Annotated in this window: 14 protein-coding genes and 1 tRNA gene; 14 read left to right on the forward strand and 1 reads right to left on the reverse strand. The window is 36.9% G+C overall.

Annotated features, from left to right (window positions below):
- Positions 1-662 precede the first annotated feature (662 nt).
- From H3T55_RS08595 to H3T55_RS08655, 13 genes are all read left to right on the forward strand, one after another.
- Positions 663-806, forward strand: a complete 144-nt coding sequence (locus H3T55_RS08595; protein ID WP_225534156.1) for a metallophosphoesterase — start codon at positions 663-665, stop codon at positions 804-806.
- A 219-nt stretch (positions 807-1,025) separates the two neighbouring features.
- Complete coding sequence (locus H3T55_RS08600; RefSeq protein WP_225534157.1) at positions 1,026-1,751, forward strand: hypothetical protein; 726 nt, start codon at positions 1,026-1,028, stop codon at positions 1,749-1,751.
- A 313-nt stretch (positions 1,752-2,064) separates the two neighbouring features.
- Entirely contained in the window at positions 2,065-2,901 is an 837-nt protein-coding gene (locus H3T55_RS08605; RefSeq protein WP_225534158.1) for an SDR family NAD(P)-dependent oxidoreductase, read from the forward strand.
- A 549-nt stretch (positions 2,902-3,450) separates the two neighbouring features.
- A complete protein-coding gene (locus tag H3T55_RS08610; RefSeq protein WP_069661642.1) occupies positions 3,451-3,771 on the forward strand; it encodes a PTS sugar transporter subunit IIB in 321 nt (106 codons plus the stop codon).
- 37 nt (positions 3,772-3,808) lie between these two features.
- On the forward strand, positions 3,809-4,129 hold the full coding sequence (locus tag H3T55_RS08615; protein ID WP_087641070.1) for a PTS lactose/cellobiose transporter subunit IIA: 321 nt from the start codon (positions 3,809-3,811) through the stop codon (positions 4,127-4,129).
- A gap of 148 nt (positions 4,130-4,277) precedes the next feature.
- Complete coding sequence (locus H3T55_RS08620; RefSeq protein ID WP_412523573.1) at positions 4,278-5,708, forward strand: PTS sugar transporter subunit IIC; 1,431 nt, start codon at positions 4,278-4,280, stop codon at positions 5,706-5,708.
- A gap of 81 nt (positions 5,709-5,789) precedes the next feature.
- Entirely contained in the window at positions 5,790-6,008 is a 219-nt protein-coding gene (locus H3T55_RS08625) for a hypothetical protein (RefSeq protein WP_087641072.1), read from the forward strand.
- 21 nt (positions 6,009-6,029) lie between these two features.
- Positions 6,030-6,227, forward strand: a complete 198-nt coding sequence (locus tag H3T55_RS08630; protein WP_087641073.1) for a DUF3188 domain-containing protein — start codon at positions 6,030-6,032, stop codon at positions 6,225-6,227.
- Entirely contained in the window at positions 6,227-6,640 is a 414-nt protein-coding gene (locus tag H3T55_RS08635; protein ID WP_087641074.1) for a DUF3284 domain-containing protein, read from the forward strand. Before H3T55_RS08630 ends, H3T55_RS08635 begins: the two co-directional genes overlap by 1 nt.
- 281 nt (positions 6,641-6,921) lie before the next feature.
- Complete coding sequence (locus tag H3T55_RS08640) at positions 6,922-8,325, forward strand: PTS sugar transporter subunit IIC (protein ID WP_225534160.1); 1,404 nt, start codon at positions 6,922-6,924, stop codon at positions 8,323-8,325.
- A 135-nt stretch (positions 8,326-8,460) separates the two neighbouring features.
- The gene (eis, locus tag H3T55_RS08645; protein ID WP_225534161.1) at positions 8,461-9,648 is read left to right on the forward strand and encodes an enhanced intracellular survival protein Eis; all 1,188 of its coding nucleotides are present in this window, start codon (positions 8,461-8,463) and stop codon (positions 9,646-9,648) included.
- A gap of 106 nt (positions 9,649-9,754) precedes the next feature.
- Positions 9,755-9,828: transfer RNA gene (locus tag H3T55_RS08650), tRNA-Arg, on the forward strand.
- A gap of 243 nt (positions 9,829-10,071) precedes the next feature.
- A complete protein-coding gene (locus tag H3T55_RS08655) occupies positions 10,072-10,926 on the forward strand; it encodes a hypothetical protein (protein WP_225534162.1) in 855 nt (284 codons plus the stop codon).
- 97 nt (positions 10,927-11,023) lie between these two features.
- Here H3T55_RS08655 and H3T55_RS08660 read toward each other — a convergent pair whose 3' ends face one another.
- The gene (locus H3T55_RS08660) at positions 11,024-12,262 is read right to left on the reverse strand and encodes an aminopeptidase (protein WP_225534163.1); all 1,239 of its coding nucleotides are present in this window, start codon (positions 12,260-12,262) and stop codon (positions 11,024-11,026) included.
- A 244-nt stretch (positions 12,263-12,506) separates the two neighbouring features.
- Here H3T55_RS08660 and H3T55_RS08665 point away from each other — a divergent pair, with 244 nt between their 5' ends.
- On the forward strand, positions 12,507-13,079 hold the full coding sequence (locus H3T55_RS08665; protein WP_087641079.1) for a TetR/AcrR family transcriptional regulator: 573 nt from the start codon (positions 12,507-12,509) through the stop codon (positions 13,077-13,079).
- Positions 13,080-13,085 lie beyond the last annotated feature (6 nt).

Consider the following 13,085-nt stretch of genomic DNA (forward strand, 5'->3'; position numbering starts at 1 on the left):
TTTCACCATGTCGAGTAATATAGAAAGTAACTGTTGAATTCATGTTTTATCCTCCAAAATAATCTTATGTAATCGCTTCACCTTATCGGCAATAGTCGAACTAAGAAATTACTAACATTGTATCAGAAGCACCTGCCCAAAACAATGCTAAAGTAAAAGCGTAATGGCGGTATGTAGATATTAGAAGGAGAATATACACCTTTTATTTTTCGACTGGGCAATAAGACTGTTTAGGAAAGTTTCTTTCATGAGAACCAATGAAAAGTAGTTCCCCAAAAGGGTGGTAACGAATGGAAAATAATATAAATGATACTCCTTATTTAAACTATTAAATTGCTTGAAGTTTTGATATCTTAGAAAGAGAATCTAAAGCAATATATTATTACGAAAAAATCGATCAAGAAAGGTTTAATAGTGCCGACTTAGAAGGAGCATTTCTTGGTGTAGGCAGTACCTATAGAACGTTGGGTAAGTATGGTTTAGCTGCAAAACATTAAAGAGTGAGGTAGAAAAGTTTCCAAATAATAATGCGCTCAAAGTTTTTTATTCAATGGCATTATACAAATAGGATCTATAAAGAATAAAAAGTGTTCTGCAATCGAAGAAAGTCCAACGACTTTTACTGAAAAAAATCAAAATAAAAATTTTGAAAGAAGATAAATATGAAATATGCAGTAATTTCAGATATTCATGGTAATAAGGAGGCATTAAGCGCTGTTCTTAAAAACATTAAAGATCAAAAGGTTGATAGTACTTTAAATTTTGGAGACAGTCCACTAGCCCTAGTGGGAACTTTCAATACTTAAAAAGGCATTCAATGTAATAAGTATTTCTGGAAACTGCGATAAGATATTGCTAGAAGAAAAACGAATGGATTAGATAGGTGGACATTCAATTTTAGAGAGATTCAATATGATTGGGCAGTTGTGTTAAATAGTGGCTTTGTTGATTGACTTACTTGATTAAAATGAAAATTTCAGCTGATAAAGTTGTTGATGGCAAAAAGGATCAATAAGGAGTGTATGATGGAAAAATATGTTGACTACCTTTCAAAGAAAAATAGTTATACTTTTAACAAAAATAAGATATTGAAATGGCAAGAGAAAAAACTAAACATAACTAGTAAATTTAGAGATTTATTCCCTAAATTTACATTGATGTTAAAATCTGCAACACTATTAGAAATCTTTACGAAAGATAGAAAAAAAGAAATAAATTATTGGGTATTATGCTGGGAAATAAAGGGTCATATCTTTGAAATAGTTTGTTTACCACCTAAAAAAGAAAACTTTATTGAAGTGGAGCCCTATACAATATTTATGAGTATGTTAGGAGGTATTTTAGAGTTTTACTATGAATTGTCTATAGGCGAAGGTGAGTTTTATTGGCAAAATAAAACTAAGATATTAGGTTTTGATGAGTTAGATAGTAAGGAATATTTAGAAGATATACGGTATGAGCTAGAGCAGTATGGGAAGGAGGAGTTTGGAAGGAATACTGAATATATTGATTTAGAGGCATTATTTATTGTAGATTTGGAGGCTAATGGTGATGTCACTCTGTGCGATCGAAATACAGAAAAAATATACCTTTTCGCTCACGATAACTCAAGTGATTATACTCAACGATGTCAAGGTTATCCTGAATATACTTTTTATACACTTAACAAGTGTAGAACTCTAGTTGAGTGGATTGAAACACTTGGTGCTCAATGGTTGAACGTAATCAATTCTGAAAATCAGGTTTCTTAAAAGGATAAGTGGCAGTGTGTATGAGATCCAAAAACGATCAAAAGTTACAAGAGCTAAGTAGACACTAACATTGATTGCTAAAAAGAATTACAACTGAAGGAAGAAAAAAACGGAAAAATCATATGCTAGGATTTAGGAAGAGCAATGAGCAGCAATTATCCAAAGGCTTAAAAAAATAGATATTTCGAACATGACTGAAGAACAAAAGAAAAAACAAAGGACGAATATATTACAATGAATATTTAACGTTTGTTGAAAAAAGTCATAATAAGGATGTGCCGCAAGCGGTTATTTTTAGATAGGATGAGTAAGAATGAAGAGTAAAACAATTGTATTAACAGGAGCGAGTGATGGCATTGGAGCGGCTGCAGCGCAGATTCTTTCAAATCATCAACATCAGTTGATTTTGGTTGGAAGATCAGAGAGTAAAATGAAAAGAGTTGCTGAAAAAGTTAAGGCGAAGCACTACTTTATAGCAGATTATGAAAATTTATCAAGTGTGATAGAACTAACGGAAAAGATTCTTGATTGTTGCCCTGTGATCGATGTTCTGGTCAATAATGCGGGTGGTATTTTTAGTGGACCAACGAAAACATCAGACGGTTTTGAAAAGAGCTTTCAAGTCAACCATTTGGCGCCATTCTTGTTGACTAACCTCTTGATGGATCGTTTAATCGATAGTCATGCTTGCATTGTAAATACTTCAAGTATAGGTGCGAAATTATATGGAAAAATCAATATTGAGGATATGAATACCTGGCAGGATTTTAGTCCGAATCGAGCTTATGGAAATGGGAAATTAGCGAATATTTTGTTTACGAAGGAACTACATAACCGCTATCACGAACATGGAATCTCTACTGTAGCCTTTCATCCAGGAAATGTAGCAACCAATTTTGCTTCAGAAACAAATAGTTATTTTCGTCATGTGTATCATTCTTTTCTGAAAATATTTCTCATATCAGCGCAAAAAGGCGGTGAAAATTTAGTGCATTTTATCGAAGGAATGCCTGATAAAGATTGGGAATCCGGACAGTTTTATGGTAGCAATAGAAAAATTAGTCGCACAAATTCACAGGCCTATAATAACGAATTGATTCAACAACATTGGGATAAATCAAGTGAGATGTTAGGAGATTATTTGATATGAGCGCTTCGTGACAATCAGTTATAAAATTGGTGATTAAATTGCAGACTTTTAAAAAAAATGAATTTGACTGAAAAAGATTCGATTGAAGGCACAAATGAAAATGGAAAATTTGAGAGAATGGAAAAGCTGAATAGACGATGAAGAATATTATGTAAACGAATTTAAAAAGGTCCTCTATATTAAGTTACGACTGGATCAAAAACGATAAGAAGGAGTAATTGCATGGAAAGTTTAGTTGAAGCAATTGTAAATTTTTATGATTCTCTCGTTTTAGCATTACTTAGCAAAAAGAAAAAGATTTGGCTTAGTAAATAAAGAGTATGAATAATTGCTAAAAACAATGAATATAGAAACCGCTTCAAACGCTATTGGATCAACAAAGAAAACGCACACATTTTATACAGTGTAATCGAAAAATCTTAGTGTGTACACAAAACGTATAGACCAAAACCTTGCTAATACTGGTTTTGGTCTATACAATTTTTGGCACGCTTTTTGCTTTATATAAAAGTGTAAGTACAACAAACAACTTAGAAGGAGTGTCAGAAAATGGCTAAAAAAACAATCATGTTAGTATGTTCAGCAGGAATGAGCACAAGCTTATTAGTAACAAAAATGCAAAAAGCGGCAGAAGATCGCGGAATGGAAGCAGATATCTTCGCTGTATCAGCATCAGATGCAGACAATAACTTAGAAGCAAAGGATGTAAACGTATTACTTTTAGGCCCACAAGTACGCTTCATGAAATCACAATTTGAACAAAAATTAGAACCAAAAGGAATTCCATTAGATGTGATCAATATGTCAGACTACGGTATGATGAACGGTGAAAAAGTATTGGATCAAGCAATCGCTTTGATGGATAAATAAGCAAGAAAAAATAATCGATGAACGGAGTTAATAAAAAGTGGAAGATCAACAAAATTTAGAAGCAGTAATGGGCTTGATCATGTATGGCGGTAATGCTAAGAGCGATGCAATGGAAGCGATTGCCGCAGCGAAAGCTGGAAATTTTGAGTTGGCAGATCAAAAAATTGCGGATGCAGAGGAATCATTGGTGCAAGCCCATCATTCTCAAACAGGAATGCTGACGCAGGAAGCCCAAGGAAATCATATTCAAGTCACATTATTAACGGTTCATAGTCAAGATCACTTGATGACATCGATTGCATTTACAGATTTAGCGAAAGAGATCATCGATTTGTATCGTCGTATGGACAACGAATAAACTGTTTTATTTTCTTTTTTGAACGGGAGAAAGTAGACAATGAAGTTTTTTGAACGGGACTTCAGTCAAACGGGTTTGAAGAGTAGCTTACTCTTTAAATAAATATTATTTATAGGAGGAACAAAAAATGGATGGATTAACAGCCTGGATGGAGAAGTACATTCTGCCGGTAGCTGGTAAAATCGGTGCACAAAAACACTTAGTTGCGTTACGTGATGCTTTTATCGGTACAATGCCAGCAACAATGGCCGGCTCAATCGCCGTAATGATCAACGCGATCATTCGTGATCTGCCGCAGCAATTCTTCTCAGACTATGCAGCGAATCTTGCTGCAGATAAAGGATTCTTCGCAGTTATTAACGTCATTATTGGGATCAATGGATTTGTTTGGAATGGGACTTTGGCGATTGCCGGTTTGATTTTTGCCTTTTCTTGGGGCTATAATTTAGCTAGAGCATACAAAGTAAATGACTTAGCTGGAGGTATCGTTGGTTTAGCTACATTGATTCAAGGGATTGCCTTTGCTTATTCTAATACATTAGAAACAGCGGTTCCTAAAGAATTGATGAACACGATCAATGCAGGATCAGCCGATACAGGTTGGTCAGCAACAGCAGAAGGCTTAACAGCAGGCGGCTGGGGTTGGTTGAAACTTGATCACTTAAATGGAAATGCATACTTCACAGTAATGATCATGGGTGCAATCTCTGTTATCATTTTCTGTAAACTAATGTTGGCGAATATCACGATCAAAATGCCTGATTCAGTACCGCCGGCAGTATCAAAAGCGTTTGCTGCGATTTTACCAGCAACGATCGCATTATATGTTATCGCAATTATTAACTTTGTCGTAGGTAAATTAACAGATGGACAATTGATCATCGATCTAGTTCAAAAATATATTGCAGAACCGTTCTTGGGCTTATCTCAAGGGATCGGTGCAGTATTGATCGTTACGATTTTTGTACAAATTTTCTGGTTCTTCGGTATCCATGGGCCAAACGTATTGGCACCAGTATTAGAAGGTATCTGGGGACAAGCACAATTGATCAATATCGATATTTTCCAAAAGGGCTACAAAGGCTTAACTGGTACACCAGCGGTCTTGAAAGCCATTGATGATGGAAAAGCATATATGTGGGTACGTGGTTCATTTGACGCATTTGCATGGTTTGGAGGTTCAGGTGGTACGATCGTTCTGATCATTGCGATCTTGTTATTCTCTAAACGTGCGGACTACTTAACTGTAGGTAAATTGTCATTAGGACCTGGTATCTTCAATATCAACGAACCGATTATGTTTGGTTTACCGATCGTATTGAATGCGATCATGTTTGTACCATTCTTGGTTGCACCAGTAGTAGCCACTACAATCGGCTGGTTAGCAACATACTTTGGTTTAGTAGCACCAGTATCACAACAAGTAACATGGGTTGTACCGCCGCTATTGCTTTCATTCTTAGCAACAGGAGCAGACTGGCGTGCACCAGTAGTTACCCTTGTGTGTATGGTCGTAACATTCTTGATCTGGACACCATTCGTTATTGCAGCGAATAAGATGGAACCAACAGATCTGTAAGAAGAAAAATTAAATAGCATGTTGCTTTCACTTAATAAAAGTGAAAGCAGCTGCTTCATTGTTTAAAAGGGAGAGGTTAAAATGATTACAATCGCAAGTGCAATGCAGCAAGAAGAAATCAAAGCATTATTAGAAAGCTATGACGGTGGTGATTTCACCTATAAATTTAGTCAAAAGCAAGGGATCAAGCTAGTATTTGAAGTAACTGGAGATAAAGAAGAAGCAGCCAAGAAAGCAAAAGAATTGATCAAAGCTCAGCCTTGGGGCAGTGTCTTATACTTCCAAGCAGCAGCAGTTTAAAAAAGATTGGATGGATGTAAAATGGTAAGAAATGGCTTATTTGTATGCAGTATTGGATCATTGATCATCTTATATGCGCTAAATCCTGCATCAATGAAGTATGATTTGTTAAGTATGACGACAGGAATTTTCTTAGTCGCAGTCGGAGGATATTTTTTCTTTAAAGGAAAAAAGAAAGAAGAGCAAAATAAGAAAGAGAACAACGAGGTGAAACGATAATGGAAATCGTAAAAACATTAAATATTCCAGCATCTGTTTTTTATGGCCAAGTCATGGATTCTGTTTTGTTTGACGTACGCAAACATACTGGTAAAAGCCTAACAAGAAAACAACTAAACAATTTTGAATATGTCAAACAATTCTCAAAGAATAGCCGGGCACGTATCAAAGTCGAAAAAGTAGTTGAAAATACAGCTTACCATTTTAGAACGTCTACAACCAAAAATGACTTTTTAGTTCAATATGATATCAAGCCGCTGGATGACAAATCTTGTGAGATTCATTATGTTGAGAAAATGGAATCCTACGGGTTTTTACAAAAAATCAATGATGCAGCAGTTGGAACGATCATGATGTTCTTTAAAAAGCGTCAGTTTAATAAAATGTTAAAAATGATGGAACAATCATATTGAGTAAGAGTGTCATAGAGACGCTCTTTTTTTTTTTGCACATTTTTTACACACAAAATACACTGTGCGTTTATATTTACACAGTGTGTAAAGAAAGCGCTTTATTATAAACCGCGGAAACAACGACTTTTTGGTCTAGATCACTTTGGCATACTACTTGCTTGTTATAAGAATGTAAAGTTATAATGATGCAATCTTTTTTTAGCTGTATGTGTCACTGTTTGGGGAGTTGTTTTAAAAAGTGTAAACTTTTTAAATAAATAATGTTTAGGAGGAAGAAAAGAATGAATGGATTAACAGCTTGGATGGAAAGGTACATCTTGCCGGTAGCTGCGAAGATTGGCTCGCAGAAGCATTTAGTTGCGCTAAGAGATGCCTTTATTGGGATGATGCCTGTAACGATGGCAGGGGCAATTGCAGTGTTGCTAAATGCGTTTATGCGGGATTTTCCTAATACGTATTTGGGCGAAGGAAATGGAATTACAACATTCTTTACGCCTGTGATTGCAGTCAACGGATTAGTTTGGACAGGCACGTTAGCGATTATGGCAGTTGTTTTTGCGGCTTCATTGGGATGTAATGTTGCAAGAGCATACGATGTCGATGTGTTATCAGGAATGTTAGTTTCGCTAGCAGCATTTTTCATCGGATTACCGCAAAGTGCGACAACGACCGTTACTTTAGCTGAGAAATTACCAAAAAATATCACTCAACTTTTTACGGATGCTGGAGCGACAGTCAATACGGTTGACGGTGTATCAGCTATTGAAGCTGGTGCTTGGGGTTATTTCCCTTTTGGTAAATATATGGGTGGAACAGGCTTATTTACAGCAATGATTTTTGGGTTTATTTCTGTTATTATTTTTGCGAAGTTAATGAAGAAAAATATTATTATCAAAATGCCTGATTCAGTGCCGCCGGCAGTATCAAAAGCATTTGCAGCAATCATTCCAGGCGTCGTTGCTTTGTATGTATCAGCGATGATCTATCATATCTTTGAGAAAATCACTGGAAAATTGTTGATCGACTGGATCTCTGAATCGATTCAGACGCCATTGATCGGACTTTCTCAAGGCTATGGAGCAGTTTTCTTAATCGTATTGCTTGTCCATGTGCTATGGTTCTTTGGTTTACATGGAACAAATATCATGTCTCCTGTTTTACAATCGATTTATGGGGTAGCGATGGTCGACAATACTAATGCGTATCAGCAAGGACAAGAAATTCCTTATAAATGGGTTGCTGGTTCATTTGAGGCGTTTGTTTGGCCGGGTGGAGCTGGTGTTACGCTGGTCTTGATCATTTCGATTTTACTTCTATCTAAACGTGCAGACTACAAAACGGTCGGAAAACTTGGTGTGGGTCCAGGCTTGTTCAACATCAATGAACCGGTGATGTTTGGGATGCCGGTCGTGTTGAATCCGATCATGCTGATTCCATTTATCTTAGCTCCATTGGCAACGGCTACGATCGCTTACTTTGCTACGATGGCCGGTTTAGTCAATCCTGTTGTTGTGAATGTGATCTGGGTGATGCCAACGATCATCAGCGGTTTCTTGGCAACTGCAGGAGACTGGCGTGCGATCGTTCTGACTATCGTCAATCTAGCTGTGGCATTTGTCATTTGGGCGCCGTTTGTTCTTGCAGCAAATAAAATGGATCCAAATTTAGGCGAACCAGAGGAATAACAAGAATTAAATTGATGGATGTGAGGCAAAACGGGTGATCCGTTTTGTTTCACATCTATTTTCTTTTTTTCTGGTGCCTAGTTTTAACTTGGAGTACAATGAAAATGAAGTTTACTTTAATTGGGGTGAAATGATGTGGAAAAAGAAATTCGTCAAATCGGTATAAAAGAATTAAATGAAATGTTTGACTTAGCAGCTTATGCATTCAATGCAGAGACAACAGAAAAACGGAAAGAACATTTTAAACAAATCGTTGCACATTCACAAAATTATGGCTGTTTTTCAGAAGAAAAATTGATGAGTCAGGTGATTTCGACACCTTTCACTGTTGATTTCCATGGAACGGTTCATCAAATGGCGGGAATTGGTTGTGTGTCTTCTTATCCTGAATATCGAGGGCAAGGCAGTATTTCAGCGATCATGTCAAAACTATTGGAGGATTTGGCAGAGCAGGAGGTTTCTTTGGCTTACCTGGCACCATTTTCTTATCCTTTTTATCGTAAATATGGTTTTGAACAGCTATTTGAGCAAATTAGCTATACTATCAAGGCGGCAGATTGGCCGCATGTAAAAGTCGGTTTAGGAAAGATGAAGCGTGTAAATTTTGAAGAAATCAAGCCGATTTGTCAAACGATTTATGCTGGTTTAGAGAAAAATCAGCGAGGTGGAATGATTCGGGAGCATTGGTGGCTGGATTATAGCTTGGGTTCCGATGAAAAGAATTCATTTGCCATTTATGAAGACGAAGAGGGGAATGTAAAGGGTTATTTAATTTATCGATCCAGTGCAGCGCGTTTCACTATCAAGGAATGGGGCTATTTGTCTAACCAAGCATTTCAGGCGCTTGTGGGCTTTATCGGTTCGCACAATGGCTCTTCACAAGAATTCTATTTTGAAACAGGACATACGGGCCATGATTTAAGTCATTTGATGCCGGCTCCTCTCGTTGATATGAAGCTGACACCTTTTATGATGGGGAGAATCGTCTCGATCGAAGCTTTCTTGCATCGATATCCTTTTGCGCCTGGAAAAAAAGAGACGTATTATTTTGAAGTAGTGGATTTTTACGCTCCTTGGAATGAAGGAACGTGGAGGCTGAACATCAATGAAGCTGGACAGGGAACAGTAGAGAAATGCTCTGAAAGAATAGACTCTTCAAAGGTGATCAATGGAACGATTCAAGCGTGGACGCAATTGTTTATGGGGTATTGCACAAGTAGTGAATTGCTCTTTTATGAAAGAATACATGGAGCAAGCAAGCTGCTAGAGGAATTGGGTGACCGGCTGGCAAAAGGAAAACCTGTTTTAGAAGAGTATTTTTAAAAAAAACATACTCAAAAAGATAGAGCATTATTCCTGTTGACATCAATTGAAAAGACTTTTAAAATAAAAACAGATGTTTTCATTGAAAGATGAAAACATCTCTTGAGTTCCCGTAGCTCAGCTGGATAGAGCAATTGCCTCCTAAGCAATAGGTCGCACGTTCAAATCGTGTCGGGGACGTTCAATGATCATGGATAATGGTTAAAATCAATAGCTTGGCGAAGGCTGCTAGTATGACAGATGAAGAAATAAGTGTGTAAAAGATGGATTTGCATGTTGTATACATGCTTATTTTTTTTAGGTTAGTTATCATTATGCATAAAAATAATGCAGAAAGTTGATGTATTTCTTTCGAATGACTATTGTAATCTAATGAGTAACTATTATATAATTATGATGTTACAAAGAAAGGAATGTGAGAAAATGAAAAAGGTTCGTTTATTGTTGTTAGGTTTAGTTGGAGCTGCTATTTTTGGTACAACTGCTGCCCATGCCGAAGAAGAAGTCACTATTACACCCTATGGTAATTTTGAAAGTGAGAGCGTTTTATCGGACTCTGTAGAGCCAGATGTGGCACCAGCTATTTCACGTGCTGCTGCAGCGCCGGAAGTAACTTATCGCACTCATGTGCAAGATATTGGCTGGCAAGGTTGGAAGAAGAATGCACAGGTTTCTGGAACGTCAGGACAGAAAAAACGTTTAGAAGCCATTCAATTGAAAGTCAATTCTGGTTATACAGGTGATATCCAATATCGTACTCATGTACAAGATATTGGCTGGCAAGCTTGGAAAAAGAATGGTCAAACATCAGGGACATCTGGTCAAAAGAAACGTTTAGAAGCGATTCAAATCAATTTGACAGGTCAATTAGCGCAAGTATATGATGTGTTTTACCGTGTCCATGCACAAGAATTTGGCTGGATGGGCTGGGAAAAAGGTGGACTTCCTGCTGGAACATCAAGATATTCTTATCGCCTAGAAGCGATCGAAGTCAAACTAGTACCTAAGAAAAATTATGTAACGATCAATACATCAGCGAAAACGTCTTATAGAGAAAATAAAAAATATGCTGGTGAGTTGGATCCTAAAAAATTAGGTGTACCAAATTCATATTTGAAAAATGGATTGAAACTATTTAAAGATACTAAATCAGTTGAAGCATTTGCATTATCAGTATTGAATGATAAAAATCGTAAAGCTGTTTCTTGTGATATTTATCAAATTAGACAAGGCCTGAAAACAATTGGTTACACAGTAGACTTTTACTTCCCGTATTAATATAAAGAAAACCTGTAAAGCGTACATTCGCTTCACAGGTTTTTTAGTATCTATTTGTTCGTAGAAATCCTTTCTTTATTAAGAGTTAAATGAATTCTTATGCCCAATCTCCATTACGGAAAATGGGAACTCTTGTACCATCTGTGCGAATACCATCAATGTTCATTTGATCCGAACCGATCATAAAATCAACGTGGGTTTGACTGCGATTTAGGCCTACCTTTTCTAATTCCTCTTCAGTCATTTCAGTACCACCTTTAACGCTAAAAGCATAGGCAGAACCAAAAGCTAAATGGTTTGAAGCATTTTCGTCAAACAAAGTATTATAAAAAGTAATACCAGATTGAGAAATAGGAGACGGATCAGGAACTAAAGCGACTTCGCCTAACTGACGAGCACCTTCATCTGTGTCGAGCAATGTTTCTAAAACCTCTTGGCCTTGTTCAGCAGAAAAATCAGTGACCTTACCAGCTTTGAACGTAAATGTCATTCCAGAAATGGTCGTTCCGGCATAACTTAATGGTTTGGTACTAGAAACAACGCCGTCCACACGGCGACAATCAGGAGCAGTAAAGACTTCTTCTGTCGGCATATTTGCCATGAATTTTTCTCCACGGACATTGTCACTGCCTGCGCCTTCCCATAAATGGTTTTTAGGAAGTCCAATCACTAAATCTGTGCCAGGGGCTGTATAATGCAGTGCATCAAATTGTTCTTCATTCAATTCGGCCGCTTTTGTTGCTAACTTCACGTCATGTGCGTGCCAAGCTGCTACTGGATCTTCTTCATATACGCGAGTTGTTTTGAATATTTCATTCCAAAGAGCATCGACTTGTTGTTCACTATCTGCTAAATCAGGGAAAACCTTCGCTGCCCATTCTTTACCAGCAGCTGCGACAACACTCCAACTGACTTTATTTGCTTGTGTTGCTTTTCTTAAATTCATCAAAGCTTTACCTGAGGCTGCTTGGAAAGAAGCGACACGATCAGTATCCACACCGGATAAAGCATCAGGATCAGCGGAAACAACACTGATTCTGCTAGCACCTTTGTTGACCCAGTCATCGGTTTGGTCGATTTTATATTGTGGGATATTTTCTAAATATTTTTCATCAGCATGCAGTAAAAATTGACGTTGAACCTGATCGTCCGTCCATTGAACGATCACTTCTCCTGCACCTAATTTGTATGCTTCTTCAGTGATCAGTCTAGCTAAGGGTGCTTGATCCACACTGATTTGTAGAACAATGCTTTGTCCTTTTTGAACGTTTACACCTGTTTCAACAATTAAACGAGCATATTTTTTTAACGTTTCCTCAAAATTCGGTAAAGTCATAGTGTAACCTCCTAATTTTCATTCATTTGACTGTGAATATCATAACATGGAGAACGTGCGAACTCAAACGATCGAGCATTGATTTTTGTTTATTTAATTATATAAAAAAGGGCTATAAAGGTAGGTATAATCGAATAAATAAAATAAAGGACTAGTATTTTGCAGAAAACTTAAATCGTGTTACAATAACTATAGTATTTATATGGAAGCGTTGTAAAGGATAGGTAGAGGGGATTGAAGGATTATGGCAAGAAAAAAAACAATTACTAAAGATCAGATTTTAAATGCTGCATACGAAGTAGTGGCCAACGAAGGCTTTTCAAAATTCACCGCACGTAACATTGCAACCCAAATGAAATGCTCAACACAACCTATTTATTTAGAATTTAAAAATATGGATGATTTAAAAGAAGAACTCTTCGAAAAAATCCATCAATATTTAGCAAACGAAGTATTCCCTGTCGCTCACACAGGAAATACGATTGTCGATCTAGCGTTGAATTATATCCACTTTGCTAAAAATGAAAGTAAATTGTATCGCGCGTTATATTTGGAAGAATATGGCGGCGGGAAGAGAATGCAGGAGTTTTCTTATAATTACTTTTCAACGGCAGTCAAACAAGATCCGGATTACGAAAAACTGAATGATACTGAAATCAATTCTTTGCATATGGGCACATGGATCGTTGCAACAGGGATCGCTGCTTTGATGACATCCGGTATTATCCACCCAAGTGATGAACAAATCGAACGCTTGATGCTAGAAGCTATTGAGCAGATTCTTGAACGAGATACACCGATCGATATTGATAATTAAAAAATA

The organism is Enterococcus sp. S22(2020) (assembly GCF_020295385.1).
In the GTDB taxonomy this organism is placed as follows: domain Bacteria; phylum Bacillota; class Bacilli; order Lactobacillales; family Enterococcaceae; genus Enterococcus_L; species Enterococcus_L dunnyi.

Coding starts and splice junctions, on each gene's coding strand:
- H3T55_RS08595 (WP_225534156.1), top strand. CDS start 663: ATGAAATATGCAGTAATTTCAGATATTCATGGTAATAAGGAGGCATTA.
- H3T55_RS08600 (WP_225534157.1), top strand. CDS start 1,026: ATGGAAAAATATGTTGACTACCTTTCAAAGAAAAATAGTTATACTTTT.
- H3T55_RS08605 (WP_225534158.1), top strand. CDS start 2,065: ATGAAGAGTAAAACAATTGTATTAACAGGAGCGAGTGATGGCATTGGA.
- H3T55_RS08610 (WP_069661642.1), top strand. CDS start 3,451: ATGGCTAAAAAAACAATCATGTTAGTATGTTCAGCAGGAATGAGCACA.
- H3T55_RS08620 (WP_412523573.1), top strand. CDS start 4,278: ATGGAGAAGTACATTCTGCCGGTAGCTGGTAAAATCGGTGCACAAAAA.
- H3T55_RS08625 (WP_087641072.1), top strand. CDS start 5,790: ATGATTACAATCGCAAGTGCAATGCAGCAAGAAGAAATCAAAGCATTA.
- H3T55_RS08630 (WP_087641073.1), top strand. CDS start 6,030: ATGGTAAGAAATGGCTTATTTGTATGCAGTATTGGATCATTGATCATC.
- H3T55_RS08635 (WP_087641074.1), top strand. CDS start 6,227: ATGGAAATCGTAAAAACATTAAATATTCCAGCATCTGTTTTTTATGGC.
- H3T55_RS08640 (WP_225534160.1), top strand. CDS start 6,922: ATGAATGGATTAACAGCTTGGATGGAAAGGTACATCTTGCCGGTAGCT.
- H3T55_RS08655 (WP_225534162.1), top strand. CDS start 10,072: ATGAAAAAGGTTCGTTTATTGTTGTTAGGTTTAGTTGGAGCTGCTATT.
- H3T55_RS08660 (WP_225534163.1), bottom strand. CDS start 12,262: ATGACTTTACCGAATTTTGAGGAAACGTTAAAAAAATATGCTCGTTTA.
- H3T55_RS08665 (WP_087641079.1), top strand. CDS start 12,507: ATGGCAAGAAAAAAAACAATTACTAAAGATCAGATTTTAAATGCTGCA.